Raw genomic sequence first — 18,050 nt, forward strand, 5'->3', positions numbered from 1 at the left:
TCTTTTCAGTCACTTACTTGACAACACGCAGGTGCCCATAGGGGCCACTGGGGGTGGTTTTGTGCCGTTCCGTTTCCCGGATTACCGTGCTTTCCAGTTGGGGCACGTTAATCAGCAGGTCGGAATAGGGCTGCAAGTGCTTCACCGACATGTGGGCATAGCGCCGCACCATCGATTCCGACTTCCAACCCCCCAGCTCCTGAAGCACCCAGGTGGGCACGTCATTCTGCCGCAGCCAGCTCGCCCATGTGTGCCGCAGATCGTGCCAGCGGAAATCCTCGATCCCGCAAGCCTTCAACGCCGCACGCCAATTACGCGTGTTCGCCGAACGGAGCGGACTGCCCCGATAGGTGAACACATGGGTCGGATGCTTGCCCCATTGGCGTTGCAGCACGGCCAGCGCGACCTCGTTGAGCGGAACGCCTAGCGCGCTGCCGTTCTTCGTGTCGCCATGCCCGATCGTGGCCATGCGGCGGGCCATATCGACCCTGTCCCATGTCAGACCGAGAATATTGCCCTGCCGCAGCCCCGTCGAAAGGGCGAACAGCACCACTTCACGCTGGTGATCGGGCAAGGCTTCAAGCAGGGCTTCGGCCTGTTCGTGCGTCAGATGCCGCACCCGGATCTTGCTGCCCTCGCCATAGGCCTTGAACGCCGGTATCTGGTCGATCCACTCCCATTCACGCTGGGCCTTGCGGAAGATGGCGCGAATGAGCGCCATATATCGGTTCCGCGTGGCGTCCGTCGCCTTGGGCAAGCGGGTCGTCAGCAACCGGTCGATCATGTCCCGGCTCACCTCGTCGAGCCGCTTGCCGCGAAGATGGGTGGTGAACCAGCGGATGCGTTGCACATCGTCCCTGCGGGACTTCTTGTGCGCCTTCTCCTTCAGCCACCGTAAAGCCGCTTCGTCCCATGTCCGCTTCGGCTTCTTCTTCAGTCGGCTCGCTTCCCACAGCTCGGCTTTCAACCGGTCGTGATATTCCTCGGCCTTCCGCCTGTCGGACGTTCCAGTAGAGCGTCTAACTCTCGTTCCGTCCGGTGCTGTGAACTCGACATAGTATTTCGATGCACGTTTCCAGAGTGCCATATTGCCTCCTTTCGTGAGGCACCCGGCTGCGTCCGTGCGGGATCAGGATAGCCGGAGCGAATCCAGGCGACAAGCTCGGCCTCCACGAAGCGCCATTGGCGCCCGACACGCGCGGCCGGGATGGTGCCCGCCTTGATGAGATTGCGCACCGTGTTGGGATGAACCTTGAGCAGCCGGGCGGCTTCGGCAACGGTCAGGATATGCTCGCTCGCCTGGCTCATCGCTCGCCCCCGTCAGCGGCGCCACATCAGCCGCGCGGTTGCGCCGTCATCGTCGGGAAAGAGCGCAGCGGTCATCGGGCGCGCGAAGCCAGGATCGTCGAGCCGCAGCCGCAGATAGTCGCGCTCCCTCTCGTCCTGCGTGCAGGCTTCCCAGGCATCGCCGATCCGCTGGCGGCCGAGCATTATGCGAAAGGCGGGCGCATCGTCGGAGGACCGGTCGTCATTGGGGACGAGCCGCAGGCGCTCGTTGATGCCGAGCGTGCGAAGATTGCCTTCCCAGCCTCCCTCCTTCGAGGGCTTGAAGATACCAATGACGGACATGGCCTAGCCCTCCCCCGCCTGTTCCTTGCGCGCCTTGGCAAAGGCCCGGTCGCTGGCAAGGAAGCTTTCAAGCATGGCGGGAATGAGATCGGGGACTTCGGCCTTCTCGCCATAGGTCCGGGCATAGATCGCGGCGTAGTCGGCAAGCGTGTGAGCCAGATCGGGCATCACCGTTATGGAAATCTTGACCGGCGTGCGGTCGGGCAGCTTGTCGAGCTTGAGCATGGCACGTTTCCTTTCTCAGCGCCCGCCCCAGGGCCGGAGCGTTAGATCCTTGTGAACGAGAACGCGCAGCGGCCATCCGGGGCTAACGGTGATCGTGGGCTGGATGTTGAGGTTCTTGGACACGATCTGTTGGCCGGCCTGGGCGGCGGATTGCTGGGACGACTGGCGGATCGCGCGAACGACATCGCTTTCATCGTCGCCAATCGACAATTCGGTGCCGACGCCAAGCAGGGTCGAAAGTCCGACGCCCTTGAGCAATTGCCAGCTATGGAAGTCGACCTCGTCCTCAAGCCCGGCATAGCCGGCGGCATCGGTGGCGGGCAGATTGTCGATCCGGATCGATGAACCATCGGGCAGGATGATCCGCTGCCAGACAAGCAGCGCGCGGCGTTGGCCGAAAGCGACGACGCTGTCATAGCTGCCGATCAGGCGCGCGCCCTGCGGGATGAGCAAGGTTCGGCCCGTCACGGTATCGAACACATTCTCGGTCACTTGCGCGATGACCATGCCCGGCAGATCGGAGTTGAGCCCGGTCAGCAGGCTGGCGGCGATGACGCTGCCCGCCATCACCTCATAGGGCGAAGCCGGGGTCTGGAGCGCATGGGTGTTCGTCACGCCGCCTGAAATCTGCTGGCCGAGAAAATCGAGTTTGCGTTGCTGGTTGTTCTGATCGCGGCCCGGATCGAGGGCCACGCGGTCGCCGTCCGATCGACCGGTTTCATCCGCGCCCGGTACTGACGGTGTGGGCGCGTTTCCCAATGCCGATGCAATCGAAGCTGCCGGCGAGCCGCCCGCGGACCGGATCATCACGCCTGCTTCACGCGCCTGCCTCGCCTGCGCCGCGATGCGCTGGCGCTCGGCTTCGGCCGCCTGCTCTGCGGGCGTCATGGCGGCGGTGCTTCCCGGTTCGAGGCCAAGCTCGCGCTGGCGTTCGAGGATCGGTCCGCCCAGATCACCCGGCAAGGGCGCGCCCAGGATGGGCGTATCGGGCGTCACCTTGCTGTAGTCGCCGGGAAGGTTCATTACCTCGTCGGCGGGCGTATGGCGTTCGGTAATCGCCTTGCCGTCATCGCCGCTGACGATCCCGACCGTCTTCGGTCCCAGCGCCATCCAGGCGACGCCGGCAATGGCCAGCGCGCCCGCTGCCGTGCCGCCGATAACAACACCGCGGCGGAAACGCACGACACGGCGCGGTGCGGCCCGAAGCGTCAGCGTATCGGGGGCAGCCTTGCGCGACGTTTCCGGTGTTTGCGGATCGAGAGCGTCGGGTTCGACGGGATCGGCCATTACTGCCTCCCGTCCGTCCGGCTGATCCGCACGACCTGCTGTGGGTCCTCGCCGAGCCGTAATTCGGCCGCCGCAAACAGGCGATCGACGATATAGTGATTGCCGCTCACCCGGTAATTGACGAGCTGGTTGTCGCCGAGCGGTCCGACGACGAAGAGCGGCGGCGCCTCGCCCTGATCGAGCCGCGCGGGAAACTCGATATAGACCTTGCTGCGGTCATCCCATGCGCGGACCGGACGCCAAGGTGGATCGTCGCCACTAATCTCGTAGCGAAAGCGCAGATTGGTCAGCGCAACATTCTCGGCAATGGGGCTCGCCTGTTCGGCGCGCGCGTTCTGACGGCGTAGCGCCACAAGCCGGTCCTGCGGATAGGTCCAGCTGATCGCCGCCATCGACGTGGCATCGGTGCTTTCAAGCGCGAGATGATAGGCGCGGCGGTCGGTGGTGATAACCATATTGGTCGCGAGGCCGGGCGCAAACGGCTTCACCAGCACATGCACGCGCGCATTGTCGCCCGCGCCGCTACTGGTATCGCCGATGATCCAGCGCACCGTATCGCCCGCCGATACCGCCACCAGCTTCTCGCCAGGTTGCAAGGCAATGTCGCTGACGCGCTCGGGTGCGGCAAAAAGGCGGTAGAGCGCGCCTTCGGTCCAGGGATAGACCTGCACCGCATTGATATAGCCCGAACTGCTCGGCTCCTTTGTGGCTGCACGGTTCGCGGCATCGACCCGCGCGGTCGGTGGACCGGCGTCTTTCTTCACCGATGGCGGCGGTTGAAGCTGGCCAGGCAGTGGCAACGGCACGGGCGTCTCGACGATTTCGACGGGCTTTTCCGGTTCCGCCCCTCGCGCCGCTGGGCGAAAATCGGCGGCGTCATAATGAATCGTGGGCGGCGGGGTCTTGCCCGCGCAGGCGGTGAGCACCAGGGCGGAGGCCGATGCGAACAGCAGACGTATCATGGGTTGGTTCCTTTCTGATCGGAAGCCTCGGATTCAGGCGCGGCGGGGGCCACAGGCGCAGGCAGAGCCGGCATTGGTTCGATGCTCTCGGGAGCGGTGGCGGGCTGCGGAAGGCTTGTTGGCGCAGGACGCCGTGTTTCATTTCCGGGATTTACGGGCGGCGCGCCTTCCAGTTCGCGCGCCCAGTCGATCGCGTTGACGAACAGCCCGAGCGGATTTTTGCGCAGCGCATCGGCGGTCTTGGGCGGCTTCATCACCACGGTCAGCATCGCGGTCCAGCGTTCGGTTCGCGCCAGACTGCCGCGCTCGTAAATGCTCTCGGTCCATTTGACCTGAAAGCTGGTGTCGGATGCGCGCACGACGCTTGTCACCTGCACCGAAACGCTGCGTTGGCCGATCCCGGCAAAAGGATCGTTGGAACGCGCATAGTCGTTGAGGAACGTCGCCGCGCGGTCGGTGGCGAAATCATAGGCGGCGAGCCAGTTGGTCTTCACCAGCACCGGATCGGTCGAGACGGAGCGCACGTTCGATATGAACCGGCTAAGGTGCCAGGCGACCTGCCCGTCGGTCGGCTTGTAGTTCTGGATCGCCGGCGCGACGCTGCGCGCTTCGCCCAAGCGATCAACCTCGACTACATAAGGCGCAACGCGCGACTGCATCGACTGCCAGACATTCGATGCGATCAGGACGCCGGTAAGCCCAAGGCAGGAGAACGCGACAAGCCGCCAGTTCCTCGCCTGGACGCGCGCCGAGCCGATACGCTCGTCCCAAAGCTGGCCGGCGCGCTGGTAGGGCGTCTCGGGTTCGGGCGTCTGCCCATATCGCTGGATGGATCGTTTGAAGAACATGGGAATCAGTCCTTTTCGCTGAGGTCGGGATTGGCGCCGCTGCCGGGCCGGTCGCCTTCGCGCACGGTCTGCATCGCCATGTGGCGGCGGTGTCGGGCATTCTGTTCGCTGCGCAGGCGCTGCGCCCAGGCTGGCGCACCTGCGCTTTCGGTAGCAGTGGAGGATGTGGCGCTCGCGCCACCCGATCCCCGCATGGCAAAATCGCGGCCTCTTGCGGCGCCGTCGCGGAACGGTGCCGCGACGCGCGAGGCCATCGCGCGCGCGCCCTGTACAGCCGCACCGCCTGCCGTGCTGGCGATGCCGCCAAGACCTGCCGCGACGGTGGAATTTCCGGAGGTTGCCTGCCCGAGCCGGTAGGAGGTGGATGCAGCCGATCCCATCGCCGTGCCGGCGCGGATCGCTTTCATGCCGCCCGATCCTGCGGCCATCGCGGCGCGCGCACCGATCAGCCCGGCCCCGCCCGCCATGATCGCCGCCCCTGCCGCCGTTCCGACGGCGGCACCGGCGCCAAGCTGCGGTGCGCCCGACACAAGGCCCGAGGCGATGCCGGGACCGAAGATGCCAAGCCCCATCAGTGATAAAGCGCCCAGCAGCAGCGTCATCGCATCCGAAGTATCGGGATCGGGACCGATTAACGCGGCAAGCTCGGCGAAGAAATTGCTGCCGATGCCGATGATGACCGCCAGCACCATGACTTTGATGCCTGAAGAGACGACATTGCCCAGCACCCGCTCGGCAAGGAAACTGGTCTTGTTCCACAGCGCAAAGGGCACGAGGATGAAGCCCGCCAGCGTCGTCAGCTTGAACTCCAGCACGGTGATGAAGAGCTGGATCGCGAGAATGAAGAAGGCGAGGACGACCAGAAACCAGGCGACCAGCAGCACGACGACGATCAGGAAATTGCCGAAGATTTCGGGAAAACCGAGCAGGTCGCTCACCTTCTCGATCATCGGATGCGCGGCTTCGAAGCCGGTCCCGGCAATGGCGCCGGGATGCAGGAGGTCATCGGCCGAAAGCCCGCCTCCGCCGGCAGTGATGCCGAGACCGGCAAAGCTGCGATAGATGATGTCGGCGAGCCGCTGAAAATTGCCGATGATGAAGGCGAAGGCGCCGACATAAAGCACCTTCTTGATGAGCTTGCCGAGCACATCCTGGTCGTTGTCCATAGCCCACCACAGCGCGGCCAGGGTCACGTCGATGCCGATCAGGACCGTGGTGAGAAACGCGACATCGCCCGACAGCAGCCCGAAACCGCTGTCGATGTAATTGCCGAACGCCTCCATGAAGCGGTCGATGATGTTGAGATCGGGGTCCATCCCGGCTTCGCCTTCTCGAATATGTCCGATGCGCGGTGGGTTACGGCCGCGTGTAGGCGGTGGCCGTGCCGATGAAGCGCTTGGTCTGTTCGCGGGCCGCGTCCATTGCCTGCTGCTGGCGCGCGCGTTCGATCGCATCCGCGCGGTATTGCGCCGCCATCATCTGCTGGATCTGAAGCTGCTGCTTGGTCGAGAGCGCGATAAGCTGGTTGGTCGCTTGGCTTACTTGCAGGCTGCCGCTTGCGGACTGGCTTTGCGAGACCAGTTCGGCCAGTAGGCCGGAATCGGCCTGGACGTTCTCGACCACCTGCGCCTGGACACGCATCGTCTGACGATAGCCTTGCTTCGCCGCCTGCCACTGCGCCTGCGCCGCCGCCAGCATCTGGTCGCTGGTCATCGCGGTGTCGAACACGTCCGGGAATTGTTCGCGCAATGCCGCTTCGGTTGAAGTGAGATCGAAGGCAATGCCCTCCGCCTGGTTCATCAGCGTATCGATGCGCTGCATCGAACGGGTGAGCTGGGTCAGCGAGGAGAAATCGAGCCGCTGGAGGTGCTTGGCCATATTGGTCAGCATCGACGCTTCGTTCTGCAGCGACTGGATCTGGTTGTTGATCTGCTGCAGCGTTCGCGCTGCGGTCAGGACATTCTGCGCGTAGTTCGACGGATCGAACACGACGCCGCCAAACTGCGCATGAGCTGGTGTAACCGGCATGATGACCGCGCCAGTGAGTGCGGTGGCCGTTAGGGCGGCCGCGAAAATAGGGGATTTCATAGGTCTAACTCCTTCTGTTCGGGGGTGGAAAGGTCAGGCCCGGCGCTTGGTGCGCCGGCAAATTCCGTCATCACGTCGGTCGCCCAGGGCAAGCCGCGCGCGGCAAGAAAGGCGGCGGTGAAATCATGCCCGCCATGCTCGGCGAGCGTCTCGTCGATCAGCTTCTGCGTGTCGGGATCGGAGGCGCCGCACAGCGCCAGCGCGACCGGACCGAGCGCCAGCTCGAACAACCGGTTGCCGCGCCGCGACTGAAGGTAATAATGCCGCTTGGGCGTCGCCCGGGCGACAAGCTCGATCTGCCGCTCATTAAGCCCGAAGCGCTCGTAAGCCGCGCGCGCCTGCGGTTCGATTGCCCGGTCATTGGCAAGCAGGATTCGCTGCGGGCAGCTTTCGATGATCGCGGGGGCAATCGAACTGTCGGCGATATCGGCGAGCGATTGCGTCGCGAAGACGACCGAGACGTTCTTCTTGCGCAGCACCTTCAACCATTCGCGGATGCGGGCGGCGAACAGCGGATTGTCGAGGAACACCCAGGCTTCATCGAGAATGAGCAGCGTCGGGCGTCCGTCGAACCGCTCTTCAAGCCGGTGGAACAGATAGGTCAGCACCGGTAGGACGACACCGGCGGTGTTCATCAGTGCTTCGGTTTCGAAACATTGCACGTCGGAGAGCGCGAGGCTGTTTTCCGCCGCGTCTAGCAGCCGGCCGAACGGGCCTTCCAGCGTGTAGGGCAGCAAAGCGGCCTTGAGCGCGTTGGATTGCAGCAATACCGACAGCCCGGTCAGCGTGCGTTCCTCGGGCGGCGCGCTGGCAAGGCTGGTCAGCGCCGACCACAGCGCCTCCTTCACCTCGGGCGTGACATCGACCTTTTCATGCGCCAGCAGCGAGGCAACCCATTCGGCGGCCCATGTGCGCTCGGCATCATCGTGGATCTTGCGCAGGGGCTGGAACGCCAGCGCGTCGCTCTCGCCCAGCGCATGATGCTCGCCGCCCATCGCCAAAACTGCGGCGCGCGCCGAGAGGCCCTTGTCGAAGATATAGACCTGCGCACCGGCATAACGACGGAACTGCAAGGCGAGCATCGCCAGCAGCACCGATTTGCCTGCGCCGGTCGGACCGACGATCAGCATGTGACCGACATCGCCGACATGGGTAGACAGGCGGAACGGTGTGGAACCCGACGTCTCGGCATAGAGCAGCGGCGGGCCTGCAAGATGATCGTTGCGCGCCGGCCCCGCCCAGACCGAGGACAGCGGCATCAGATGCGCTAGGTTCAGCGTATGGATCAGCGGTTGCCGGACATTGGCGTAGACATGGCCAGGCAGGCTCGACAGCCAGGCTTCGACGGCGTTCACGCTTTCGCGGATGCAGGTAAACCCCAGCCCATTGACGATCCGCTCGACGATACGGACCTTCTCGTCCGCCCGCGCCCGATCCTCATCGCTGACCGTGATCGTGGCGGTGTAGTAGCCGAACGAAACATGGTCGCCGCCAAGCGCCTGCAAGGCGAGATCGCTGTCAGCCACCTTGTTGTCGGCATCACTATCGGTCAGCGGCACCGGCTCGTTCATCATCACCTCGCGCATGAGCTGCGCAATGGACTTGCGCTTGTTGAACCATTGCCGGCGGATGCGGGTCAGCGCCTTGTTGGCGGCGGTTTTGTCGAGCGCGATGAAGCGGGTCGCCCAGCGATAGGCGAAGTCCTGATGGTTGAGCGCATCGAGAATGCCAGGCCGGGTGGCATTGGGAAAACCGAGTACGGTTACGGTGCGCAAATGCTGATCGCCCAGCATCGGCTCGATCCCGCCCGACAGCGGCGTATCGACCAGCAGACCGTCGAGATAGATTGGCGTGTCCGGCACGGCGACCGGATGGCGTTTGGCGGAGATGCAGCCATGCAGGAATGTCAGCGTTTCGGCATCGTCAAGAGCGCGAATTTCAGGCACGAAGCCCGAAAGCAGGTCGAGCACGCGGTCGGTTTCCGCGATGAAGGCGCGCAATTCCTGCCGCCAGTCGCGCCCCTGTTGCGGCGCGTCTCGTTCCAGCAGCGCCCGTTCCGCGCGCGATACCTGATCGGCGGGCGGCAGGTAGCACAGCGTCAGATGATAGCGGCTCTCGAAATGCTGGCCCTTGCGCCCGTCGAAATGCGCGCGCCGTTCCTCGTCCACCAGCCAGGAAGCCGGATCGGGAAAGGCGCTGTCGGGGTAGCCCAGCGCCTCGATGCGTTCGGCATCGAAGAACAGCGCCCAGCCCGATCCCAGACGCCGCAGTGCATTGTTGGCCCGCGCGCAGACCGAGACCAGTTCGGATTCGGTCGCGGATTCAAGATCGGGACCGCGAAACCGCAACGTGCGCTGAAAGCTGCCGTCCTTGTTCAGCACCACGCCGGGCGCGACCAGCGCGGCCCAGGGCAGATGATCGGCGAGCCGGTCGGCAGTGCCACGATATTCCTTGAGGTTCAGCATGCGAAATAGACTTTCTGGCGGAGGTGCCGCGCGAGGACAGCCGCGAAGTCGGGATCGCGCTTGGCGGCGAACACCGCGAGGCTGTGTCCGGCGAGCCAGAGCAGCAGCCCCGCGATCCATTGCTGAAGTCCCAGCCCCATCGCGGCGGCGAGCGTGCCGTTGAGGATCGCGATCCCGCGTGGCGCGCCGCCGAGCAGGATCGGCTCGGTGAGCGCGCGATGCAGCGGCACCTCGAAGCCGTCGATGGAACCGGCGCTCATCAGACCAGCGCTCCGCCGCCGAAGCTGAAAAAGCTGAGGAAGAAGCTCGATGCCGCGAAGGCGATCGACAGGCCGAAGACGATCTGGATGAGCTTGCGAAAGCCGCCGCTCGTTTCGCCGAACGCCAGTGCCAGCCCGGTGATGATGATAATGATGACAGCGACGATCTTGGCGACCGGCCCTTGCACCGATTCCAGGATCTGCTGGAGCGGCTCTTCCCAGGGCATGCCCGAGCCGGCGGCAAAGGCCGCGACCGGCAGCATGAGCGTGGCTGCTGCTGCAAGAACGAGCCGCTGCGGCAGGCGCGCAAGCGTAGTCGGATTGGTGGTGTGCATATTCAGTCTCCTGTGCTGTGGGGAATGGCGAGATCGGTGACGGCGTAGTCGCCATCGGCATCGAGTCCGGTCACTTCGGCGACGCTCTCGACCTTTCGGCCGGTGCCGCGCCCGGAAATGAACACGACGAGGTCGATGGCCTCGGCGATCAGGCGCCGGGGAACGGTGACGACATTTTCCGAAACGAGCTGTTCGATGCGGTAAAGCGCGGACCGTGCGCTGTTGGCATGGACGGTCGCGATGCCGCCCGGATGGCCGGTATTCCAGGCCTTGAGCATGTCGAGTGCTTCCCCGCCCCGCACTTCGCCGACGATGATACGGTCAGGACGAAGACGCAGGGTGGAGCGCACCAGATCGGCCATACTGACGACGCCCGGCCGGGTTCTGAGCGCCACCGTGTCGGGCGCGGCGCATTGCAGCTCGCGCGTATCCTCGATCAGGATCACCCGCTCGTCGAGCGCGGCCATTTCGTTCAAGAGCGCGTTAGCCAGCGTGGTCTTGCCCGACGACGTGCCGCCGGCAACCAGGATATTCTTGCGCTTGACCACCGCCATCGACAGCGCCAGCGCAACTTCGGCACGCATGATGCCATCGGCGACATAGTCTAGCAGCCGGTGGATGCGTGCGGCCGGTTTGCGAATGGAGAAGCACGGCGCGGCAGATACTGGGGGCAAAAGCCCCTCGAACCGTTCGCCACCCTCGGGCAATTCGGCTGAGACGATCGGTGCATTGCCATGCACTTCGGCACGGACATGCGAAGCGACCAGGCGGATGATGCGTTCTGCCTCGGCGGCTTCGAGCCTGTTGCCAGTATCCACGCGGCCCTCGCCCAGCCGGTCAAGCCGCAGCACACCGTCCGGGTTGACCATGATCTCAATGACCTGCGCATCGGTAAGCGCCGCCGCGATGGCCGGCCCCATCGCCGTGCGCAGCATCGCGCGGCGGCGGCCCTGTGCCTGGATATTCGCTGGACCACTCATGATGCGGCCTCATTGGCATTTGCCAGCGGCTTCGCGCCGGAAGCCATCTGGCGGCCAATCTGTTCGATGAACCTGTCGAAGCGTTCGCGCCCTACGGCGCGCGCGGCTGCATCGGGCTCGGGAATCTGGGCGTTGAGGCAGAATTGCTGATGAACGAAGAGCGACAGGCTTTCGAGCAGCACCTGCAGGTCGCGCCCAAGGCGTCCGATCTGCAAGCTCATCCGATCGAGCCGGGGACCGAACCGTTCATCCAGTTCGTTGCTTCCCTGCCGGGTGAGCCAGGCGTCGAGTGCGGCCACCAATATGTCCGAGCGAGCCACGCCCGGCTGTGCGGCCATTTCTTCCAGTCGCTCTGCGAGCCGGGGTTCGAGGAAGAGCTGATAACGGACCTTGTCGCGGTTCAGCATCACTGATCCCCTCCGAAGCTCGGGATCAGGTCGCCGCGATCCTTGCCTTCGTTGACGGCGACGGCGCGTGCCACATTGCTGAGTGTGGTCATGGCGCGCCGATCGGCGGCGGGATCGCTGTCATCATCATCACCGGGGGCGACTTCCGGCGCGCGCTCGGTTGGTTTGACGGATTGCTCTTCGGGAAGGCCGGGATGGCGCTGCTGCTGCAGGCCGCCTTCGCCGTCCTCGCCAAGGCCGTCGCCTTCAGCCTCGATCGCCAGCTTCTCGTGCAGACCACGCACCTGTCCGCTCCAGTCGTCGGGCCGCGGCGCAGGCCGATCACGCCAGCAGCCATTCAATAGTTCGGGCGGTGGCATCACGCGCGACGTGAAGTTCCGATCCTCGTAATAGCGCAGCTTCTTCGCGCGGATCGGGGCCAGGCCCGATACCAGCACCAGTTCATCGGCAGGCGGCAATTGCATCACTTCGCCCGGCGTCAGCAGCGGACGGGCGGTCTCCTGCCGCGACACCATCACATGGCTGAGCCAGGGCGCGAGCCGGTGCCCGGCATAATTACGCTGCGCGCGCAGTTCGGTCGCGGTGCCGAGGGCGTCGGAAATCCGCTTGGCCGTGCGCTCATCGTTAGAACTGAACGCGATGCGGACATGACAATTGTCGAGGATGGCGTTGTTCTCGCCATAAGCCTTGCTGATCTGGTTGAGGCTCTGGGCGATCAGATAGGCGCGAATGCCATAGCCGGCCATGAAGGCGAGCGCGGTCTCGAAGAAGTCGAGCCTCCCGAGCGCCGGAAACTCGTCCAGCATCATGAGGAGTTGATGTTTGCGGCTCTTCTTCGGGTCGCCTTCGAGCCGTTCGGTCAGGCGTCGACCGATCTGGTTAAGCACCAACCGGACCAACGGCTTGGTACGAGAAATGTCCGACGGAGGAATGACGAGATAGAGCGATACCGGGGACTTCGCATCGACCAGATCGGCAATGCGCCAGTCACATGAGCTGGTGTTCCGCGCGACGATCGGATCGCGGTATAGCCCAAGGAACGACATGGCCGTCGACAGGACGCCGCTGCGCTCGTTCTCCGACTTGTTCAGGACTTCGCGCGCCGCGCTGGCGACGACCGGGTGAACCTGCGGATGTTCTTTCGTGCCGAGATGATTGGTCGCCATCATCCGGCGCAACGTGTGCGCGAACGATCGCTGCGGATCGGACAGAAAGGTGGCGACACGCGCGAGGGTCTTTTCTTCCTCGGCGTAGAGGACATGAAGGATCGCGCCGACCAGCAGCGAATGGGACGTTTTCTCCCAATGCGACCGACGCTCCAGTGCGCCTTCCGGGTCTACGAGAATGTCCGCGATATTCTGGACGTCGCGCACTTCGTCCGGGCCTTTGCGCACCTCCAGAAGCGGATTGTAGCGTGCCGAACGTGCATCGGTCGGGTTGAACAGCAGGCAATGCGAAAAGCGCGCCCGCCACCCCGCCGTCAGGGTCCAGTTCTCGCCCTTGATGTCGTGGACAACGACGCTGCCCGTCCAGGACAGCAGCGAGGGAACGACAAGCCCGACGCCCTTACCCGAGCGCGTCGGCGCGAAGGCCATGACATGCTCCGGCCCGTCATGGCGGAGATACTCGCTGCCGTGCCGCCCCAGGAACACGCCGGCATTGCGGAAAAGGCCAACACGGGCGATCTCCCAGCGTTTCGCCCAGCGGGAAGAGCCATAGGTGGTGACATTGCGCTTCTGCCGAGCGCGCCAGAGCGAACCGGCAATGGCGGACGCACAGCCGAGAAAACCGCTGGCACCGGCCAGCGCCCCGGCCTTGTCGAACACCTCCGGCGCATAGGCTTCATAGTGATACCACCAACGAAAGAGCTGCCAGGGCCGGTAGATCGGTGTGTCGAATGCAATCGTCCACGGGGCACCAAGCTGAGCCTGATAGCCCAGCATGGACGCCGCCCATTGGGTCGCCGCCCACAGCCCCAGAATGACGATGGCGAATACAATGAAAATCTGGCCAACGAGCAGCTTGGTTGGGGTCATGTGGGCCTCCTGGCGATAGGCGCAGAAGCGCGCCTCCGACTGTTGGCCCTATTGTCCGTTCATTCTCTGCCGCTCACCATGTGCCCAACGTGCGCCAGCTTGCGCCGTGGCAGACATCTCGACGGATTCTCGACTTAGGAACTCCGAGTGCTTCGGACGGAAACGCTTGGAAAACGAATCGCGCAGCAAGACAACCGAGTGCTCAAAGGGATTACGCATGCCAGATGTCTGACGATGTTACTGGCGGCACACTCCGTGACGAGTTCCGCGAACATAGCTGACATTCGAGCGCTCGAAGCGTTTACCCAAAAACCTGCTGTTCGGTCACCAACTAGTCTTGCGGTAGCGATTGGCCGGAATTGGGACGAAGCCGTCGTTCCCGACCCGACACCAATGACGTGCGCGATGTGCAGAATATCGCCGACATCCTGGTCGACCCCGAAGGCGTGCTCGAGCGGCGCAACCATTGGGAGAAGACCTCGCATTCGATGCTGGTCGGCGCGATCCTCCATGTCCTTTATGCCGAGGAGGATAAGACGCTCGCGCGGGTGACCCACCCCATCGCCCGCGATAATCGCACTGCCAATTCTTCCCAGCATCAGACGCCGCGCGAAGTTCCTCGTGATCAGATCGCCAACCTGGAGGTGACCGCCGATCATTGCCCGTGCGTTCTGCTGCGGGTCCTCGGCCTGATTGCCCGACATGGCGCCATCCCCACGGCATTCTCTTCGAACGAGAGCATAACTCCCTCCGGATCGAAGTCGAAGTCGACACCTTGGCGCCCGCGCATCTGCGGACGCTCAACTTCAAGATCGAAGAGAACCCCAATGTTCGTTCGTCGCGGATTCGCGATGTCCGCAGCGCAGCAAAGGCAGGTCAAGCGCCGGCTGCAAAACTATCCTGATGTGCCGCCAGTAGGCAGAGCCTTCTTGCTTTCGGCATAGTCTAGCATGCGCTGCTGCCGTCGGGATTCCAGCTCTGCCATCATCTTCCTCGCCGCCTTGATCTGGTCGGGGGGCGGCTCGCTGTCGAACATATGTCCATATTCTTCCAACGCTGCCCGCTCGACACCCTCAAAGGAGAAGTCGGTCTGGAATCCATGGCGAAATACCTGGCGCATCAGGTCCCATGATGCCGGACCGATCTCCCGCCGGGCTGATAGCCGATTGAACAGCCACAGAAGCGTATCGGCCACCTGAATTCCCGGGCTGTCCTTAGATGAAGACATCTCCAGCTTACTACCATACCCCTTCTGCATGACGAATTTTTCACCGTACAGCCATTCGACGGCGTCAGGCGAGGCATTGGCGAACGTCTCGTGCCAAAATTTAAGCGCAGCAGCGAACTGACTTTGCTCGTCGTGCCGGATAAGCCTGATTTGCTTCCCAAGCCGCTTTGAGTGCTTCTCGATTCCATCCAGGAGATTGCCGAACCCGACCGTGTTCGGAAGATGACCATGGCGTGCGAGCTTGCCAGAAGAATGCAGATAGATTGCCTCGGAATTGTCTCGCGCCCAAACGAGCGCTTGCTCAAGTCGCTCGGCAGCACCCCGATCGGCCATGCTCGGTATCACCTCGAGCATGTCCTCGCAGAACTTGCCCAAGCCCGCCTCGGCCACCTGCGGGTTCTTGGCCATCATCGCTGCCCAGAAGTTGCGAGCCAGCGGCTCCGGGACTGCGGCAGCAAACTTGAACAACAGCATCAGGCGTAAGGGTCGGATATTGTAGATATGCCAGGCTGCACCGAGATTTTCGCCGGAATCGAAAATTGCGTCGAAAATTTTCGATGCGAGCAAATAGCGCTTCTCAAGCCGGGAGATCGCAAATCGCGCGCCAGCATCCTTCAGGATTGTCTGCAATTCGGGCGCGATCTCCTCGATTCGATCGGTGCCCAGCTCTGCGGCATGCAGTTCAGCAACGCCGAGCCGCGCGGCTAGACCCAGCACCTTCTTACCCGCAAGCTTATCGAAGTCTGATCGGGTGAGCAGCGCAAGGGTCGTAAAGATCGGCTGCGCCTCGTCGAACAAATTCTGGCCGGTATTGCCGGACTCATCGACGAATGCGTACATGCGACACTCCCAGTTGCTTAAACCTGCCCCCTCAGACAAATGGGAAGCGCTGCGCCCCGATCAATATTTGCTGCGGGCTGCCGACGCCCCCCAATCATGTCAGAATGGATCGTCGCCTTGCGGCGGAAAAATCCGTCGCGCGATGAAGAGGCCGATAATGGGCGCCGCCGGGAAGCGGGCTGAAAGAATGCTGTGCATTGCGCGGTAGTGCGTACCGGCGGTCAGCACATCGTCTATAATTCCGATCGCTCGAGGCTCGGGCGCAGCCGCTCCTTCGTCGATCTCATAAAGCTGCTGGAGCTGTTCCAATGTGACCCGCTCGCCAGGGACCGCTTCATGCGACGCGATCGTTGAGTCAGTCTGCACAACCAGATTGCGCACATCGACTTGCGCGCCGATTCCGCGACAAATCCGTTCGATGCGATCGTCAAAGTCAGGATGGTCGCGGGCTTTTGAGCCCGGAACCGGCACCAAGGTCGCAAATCCGAGCCAACCAGCATTGAGAGACTGCCGCAGCGCAACGGCCGCTTCGCCGATCACCCGCGTCTTGTGCGCAAGGCTCTGGACGTTGCATTGGCTTGGCTTCTTTTTAAGATTGGAAATGAGATTGTTGGTCGCGCTGAACGAATAATCACGACCGGATGTATATTCGTAGAGATACAGGCATGTGTCGTCTGCCGCGAGGTGATGGTGGTCGCCGCGCGTGCTATCGTCGATCTGCGAAAGCCGGATCGGTTCAGCCAAGAGCGCTCCAGATATCGTCTATATGGCGTACCCGGATCGCGCCTTGCTCGGCAAAGCGAGACGGCCACGCGATATCTTTACGCTGAAAGCAGGACTCAAGTATGAACAGCTTGCGCCCCTGATGTAACGCGGCGCGCGCTTGGGTCAGCGTTCCAGAGGTCTCACTGGCCTCCACAATGATGGTCGCTTCGGTCAGCGCGCTCATTGTTATATTGCGTTCTGGAAAGAACAGTCGGTTCTGCGGGACGGCCTGACGTCGATAACGCAACACCGGCACCTGCGAAATCAATAGGTGATTGCGAGCAATCTGGGCTTGGAGCGCTCGGTTTTCCGCGGGATATGCCGTTCCAAGCGGCGTTCCAATTACGGCGATCGTCCGTCCGCCGAGCGAAATGGCTGCTTGATGCGCAGCCGTATCGATGCCCTTGGCCAGACCGGAGACGACCGTGATGTCACGACCGACCAATTCAGCGGCAAGCCGTTGAGCCCGGCGGACACCATCTTCTGACGCATTGCGGCTTCCGACAATCGCGACGGACCGTGTCTCGCTCAGCTCCCATCCCCCCTGATAGTAGAGCAACTCGACGGGATTCCGCGCATCACGGAGCTTGGCTGGATAATCCCCAGCATGATGGATGCGAACCCCGAAGCTCCGCACGCCAGCGGCATTGAAAACAGCAATGGCCTCGTCGGCGTGCGCATCGGCAATGTCGTGCGCCACAAAGTCCGAAGGGAGCGCCGAAGGATCGGCAGCAAAGCGGTCGGACAGCCGCTTGAAGGTGCTGCCCTGCTGCAACCAGAGCGCCTCATAAGCGCCAAGCTCCCGCTTGGGCGAGATCGGCGATACCGCCGGGCCGTTGTCGCTCAGTGCCAACCGCATCAGCCTATCACTTGCTTCTCATCGCGCAGCCCGCTGACACTTTTCCATTCTTCCTTCAACCAGTGCCCCGATCCTCGGGTTCTCGCCGCATAGCATGGGATGGCAACAAGGACCATTTTTCTATACAATGTTCTCCTTATGTTCAATATTGGATTTGTTCATGACTACAGATTCGCAACTTGATCTGCTCTCGCCGGTCCCCGATCTTGGTTACGCGCGCTTCCTTCTCGCGGACCTGCATGATGATCTGCACGGCAAGGTCGCCCGCTTTCGCCAACTTTCGGACCTGTCAGCGAGTCTCGGCTCGAATGGTGCAATGCTCACCGGCGGCGAAACGACATGGGCAGCCTGGACGGAGGCGCGGACAAGCTTCATCCACGGTAATTTCGTGGCCACGGTTCTGCTCAGTCAAGGACTCGCCGAGCATATGCTCGCTTCATATCTCGCCCTCGGGGTGAACGCCGAAATTCTTCCTGACCGCATCGGGTTTCAGGAAACGCTCAAGCGTTGCCTCGCAAGGAACATTATTAGCGAAACCGACGCGGCCGATCTGCGGCGACTGATGTCGCTTCGCAACCCGTTATCCCACTATCGCTCGGTCGATGATCCTGCCTCGCTCACCCGGCGGGTGATTGATGAACAATTGGGCGCGGACGAACATCTTCGCCGCGACGCAACCTTCGCGATCGCCATGGCCGTTCGTTTATTGTCTCTGCCAGCATTCAGGATTGGAGACTAAGCTTATCTCTCACTTATTCTTTAATTATGCGTTCTGACGTTTGGAGATAGCTGTCGGAATGGGTCCAATTCGGAGGAAACGTGGCATATCGGTAGCT

At 62.8% G+C, this 18,050-nt stretch carries 18 protein-coding genes and 2 pseudogenes; 2 read left to right on the forward strand and 18 right to left on the reverse strand.

From position 1 onward, the window contains the following. Window positions 1-13: 13 nt before the first annotated feature. The 15 genes and pseudogenes from MB02_RS03650 to MB02_RS03715 all read right to left on the reverse strand — a co-directional run bounded on the left by MB02_RS03650 (window position 14) and on the right by MB02_RS03715 (window position 13,522). Window positions 14-1,087, reverse strand: coding sequence for a tyrosine-type recombinase/integrase (locus MB02_RS03650; protein WP_067532700.1), 1,074 nt, complete (start codon window positions 1,085-1,087; stop codon window positions 14-16). A gap of 65 nt (window positions 1,088-1,152) precedes the next feature. Beyond that, a pseudogene (locus tag MB02_RS18140) lies at window positions 1,153-1,308 on the reverse strand (helix-turn-helix domain-containing protein); the annotation flags it as partial. Between the two features lie 12 nt (window positions 1,309-1,320). After that, on the reverse strand, window positions 1,321-1,629 hold the full coding sequence (locus tag MB02_RS03655; protein ID WP_067532703.1) for a DUF736 domain-containing protein: 309 nt from the start codon (window positions 1,627-1,629) through the stop codon (window positions 1,321-1,323). Between the two features lie 3 nt (window positions 1,630-1,632). Then, window positions 1,633-1,854 carry a DUF2274 domain-containing protein gene (locus MB02_RS03660; protein ID WP_067532706.1) on the reverse strand — a complete coding sequence of 74 codons (222 nt, stop codon included), beginning with the start codon at window positions 1,852-1,854 and terminating at the stop codon, window positions 1,633-1,635. 15 nt (window positions 1,855-1,869) lie between these two features. Further along, the gene (locus MB02_RS03665) at window positions 1,870-3,141 is read right to left on the reverse strand and encodes a TrbI/VirB10 family protein (RefSeq protein WP_067532709.1); all 1,272 of its coding nucleotides are present in this window, start codon (window positions 3,139-3,141) and stop codon (window positions 1,870-1,872) included. Further along, entirely contained in the window at window positions 3,141-4,103 is a 963-nt protein-coding gene (gene trbG / locus MB02_RS03670; protein ID WP_067532712.1) for a P-type conjugative transfer protein TrbG, read from the reverse strand. Before trbG ends, MB02_RS03665 begins: the two co-directional genes overlap by 1 nt. Continuing rightward, window positions 4,100-4,951 carry a conjugal transfer protein TrbF gene (gene trbF / locus MB02_RS03675; RefSeq protein WP_067532715.1) on the reverse strand — a complete coding sequence of 284 codons (852 nt, stop codon included), beginning with the start codon at window positions 4,949-4,951 and terminating at the stop codon, window positions 4,100-4,102. Before trbF ends, trbG begins: the two co-directional genes overlap by 4 nt. A gap of 5 nt (window positions 4,952-4,956) precedes the next feature. After that, a complete protein-coding gene (trbL, locus tag MB02_RS03680; protein WP_067532718.1) occupies window positions 4,957-6,267 on the reverse strand; it encodes a P-type conjugative transfer protein TrbL in 1,311 nt (436 codons plus the stop codon). Window positions 6,268-6,307: 40 nt separating this feature from the next. Next, on the reverse strand, window positions 6,308-7,039 hold the full coding sequence (gene trbJ, locus MB02_RS03685) for a P-type conjugative transfer protein TrbJ (RefSeq protein WP_067532721.1): 732 nt from the start codon (window positions 7,037-7,039) through the stop codon (window positions 6,308-6,310). Beyond that, window positions 7,036-9,504 (reverse strand): conjugal transfer protein TrbE, encoded by a 2,469-nt coding sequence (gene trbE / locus MB02_RS03690; protein ID WP_067532723.1) that lies wholly within the window; start codon window positions 9,502-9,504, stop codon window positions 7,036-7,038. Before trbE ends, trbJ begins: the two co-directional genes overlap by 4 nt. Beyond that, window positions 9,498-9,764: a VirB3 family type IV secretion system protein gene (locus tag MB02_RS03695; protein ID WP_067532726.1), complete on the reverse strand. Its 267-nt coding sequence runs from the start codon at window positions 9,762-9,764 to the stop codon at window positions 9,498-9,500. The genes trbE and MB02_RS03695 overlap by 7 nt, the downstream gene beginning before the upstream one ends. Further along, window positions 9,764-10,099: a TrbC/VirB2 family protein gene (locus MB02_RS03700; protein ID WP_067532729.1), complete on the reverse strand. Its 336-nt coding sequence runs from the start codon at window positions 10,097-10,099 to the stop codon at window positions 9,764-9,766. Before MB02_RS03700 ends, MB02_RS03695 begins: the two co-directional genes overlap by 1 nt. Before the next feature lie 2 nt (window positions 10,100-10,101). Further along, complete coding sequence (gene trbB / locus MB02_RS03705; RefSeq protein WP_170304619.1) at window positions 10,102-11,079, reverse strand: P-type conjugative transfer ATPase TrbB; 978 nt, start codon at window positions 11,077-11,079, stop codon at window positions 10,102-10,104. After that, a complete protein-coding gene (locus tag MB02_RS03710) occupies window positions 11,076-11,486 on the reverse strand; it encodes a CopG family transcriptional regulator (RefSeq protein WP_067532732.1) in 411 nt (136 codons plus the stop codon). The genes trbB and MB02_RS03710 overlap by 4 nt, the downstream gene beginning before the upstream one ends. Then, window positions 11,486-13,522 (reverse strand): conjugal transfer protein TraG, encoded by a 2,037-nt coding sequence (locus MB02_RS03715; protein WP_067532735.1) that lies wholly within the window; start codon window positions 13,520-13,522, stop codon window positions 11,486-11,488. Before MB02_RS03715 ends, MB02_RS03710 begins: the two co-directional genes overlap by 1 nt. Window positions 13,523-13,902: 380 nt before the next feature. Here MB02_RS03715 and MB02_RS18145 point away from each other — a divergent pair. Next, window positions 13,903-14,073: pseudogene (locus MB02_RS18145) on the forward strand (type IV secretory system conjugative DNA transfer family protein); the annotation flags it as partial. Window positions 14,074-14,417: 344 nt separating this feature from the next. Here MB02_RS18145 and MB02_RS03730 read toward each other — a convergent pair. From MB02_RS03730 to MB02_RS03740, 3 genes are all read right to left on the reverse strand, one after another. Next, the gene (locus MB02_RS03730; RefSeq protein WP_067532744.1) at window positions 14,418-15,590 is read right to left on the reverse strand and encodes a DUF3800 domain-containing protein; all 1,173 of its coding nucleotides are present in this window, start codon (window positions 15,588-15,590) and stop codon (window positions 14,418-14,420) included. Between the two features lie 99 nt (window positions 15,591-15,689). Continuing rightward, window positions 15,690-16,334: a hypothetical protein gene (locus MB02_RS03735; protein WP_067532747.1), complete on the reverse strand. Its 645-nt coding sequence runs from the start codon at window positions 16,332-16,334 to the stop codon at window positions 15,690-15,692. After that, window positions 16,327-17,214 carry a DNA-processing protein DprA gene (locus tag MB02_RS03740; protein WP_067532750.1) on the reverse strand — a complete coding sequence of 296 codons (888 nt, stop codon included), beginning with the start codon at window positions 17,212-17,214 and terminating at the stop codon, window positions 16,327-16,329. The genes MB02_RS03735 and MB02_RS03740 overlap by 8 nt, the downstream gene beginning before the upstream one ends. 148 nt (window positions 17,215-17,362) lie before the next feature. Here MB02_RS03740 and MB02_RS03745 point away from each other — a divergent pair, with 148 nt between their 5' ends. Continuing rightward, window positions 17,363-17,953, forward strand: a complete 591-nt coding sequence (locus MB02_RS03745) for a hypothetical protein (RefSeq protein ID WP_206598565.1) — start codon at window positions 17,363-17,365, stop codon at window positions 17,951-17,953. The last annotated feature ends 97 nt before the right edge of the window (window positions 17,954-18,050 follow it).

It is taken from the genome of Croceicoccus estronivorus (assembly GCF_001625325.1).
Taxonomy (GTDB): domain Bacteria; phylum Pseudomonadota; class Alphaproteobacteria; order Sphingomonadales; family Sphingomonadaceae; genus Caenibius; species Caenibius estronivorus.

Bases quoted from the DNA above. Each gene is read 5' to 3' on its own strand.
- MB02_RS03665 (WP_067532709.1), bottom strand. From the start codon at position 3,141: ATGGCCGATCCCGTCGAACCCGACGCTCTCGATCCGCAAACACCGGAA.
- trbG (WP_067532712.1), bottom strand. From the start codon at position 4,103: ATGATACGTCTGCTGTTCGCATCGGCCTCCGCCCTGGTGCTCACCGCC.
- trbE (WP_067532723.1), bottom strand. From the start codon at position 9,504: ATGCTGAACCTCAAGGAATATCGTGGCACTGCCGACCGGCTCGCCGAT.
- MB02_RS03660 (WP_067532706.1), bottom strand. From the start codon at position 1,854: ATGCTCAAGCTCGACAAGCTGCCCGACCGCACGCCGGTCAAGATTTCC.
- trbB (WP_170304619.1), bottom strand. From the start codon at position 11,079: ATGAGTGGTCCAGCGAATATCCAGGCACAGGGCCGCCGCCGCGCGATG.
- trbL (WP_067532718.1), bottom strand. From the start codon at position 6,267: ATGGACCCCGATCTCAACATCATCGACCGCTTCATGGAGGCGTTCGGC.
- trbF (WP_067532715.1), bottom strand. From the start codon at position 4,951: ATGTTCTTCAAACGATCCATCCAGCGATATGGGCAGACGCCCGAACCC.
- MB02_RS03655 (WP_067532703.1), bottom strand. From the start codon at position 1,629: ATGTCCGTCATTGGTATCTTCAAGCCCTCGAAGGAGGGAGGCTGGGAA.
- MB02_RS03715 (WP_067532735.1), bottom strand. From the start codon at position 13,522: ATGACCCCAACCAAGCTGCTCGTTGGCCAGATTTTCATTGTATTCGCC.
- trbJ (WP_067532721.1), bottom strand. From the start codon at position 7,039: ATGAAATCCCCTATTTTCGCGGCCGCCCTAACGGCCACCGCACTCACT.
- MB02_RS03700 (WP_067532729.1), bottom strand. From the start codon at position 10,099: ATGCACACCACCAATCCGACTACGCTTGCGCGCCTGCCGCAGCGGCTC.
- MB02_RS03740 (WP_067532750.1), bottom strand. From the start codon at position 17,214: ATGCGGTTGGCACTGAGCGACAACGGCCCGGCGGTATCGCCGATCTCG.
- MB02_RS03650 (WP_067532700.1), bottom strand. From the start codon at position 1,087: ATGGCACTCTGGAAACGTGCATCGAAATACTATGTCGAGTTCACAGCA.
- MB02_RS03710 (WP_067532732.1), bottom strand. From the start codon at position 11,486: ATGCTGAACCGCGACAAGGTCCGTTATCAGCTCTTCCTCGAACCCCGG.
- MB02_RS03695 (WP_067532726.1), bottom strand. From the start codon at position 9,764: ATGAGCGCCGGTTCCATCGACGGCTTCGAGGTGCCGCTGCATCGCGCG.
- MB02_RS03730 (WP_067532744.1), bottom strand. From the start codon at position 15,590: ATGTACGCATTCGTCGATGAGTCCGGCAATACCGGCCAGAATTTGTTC.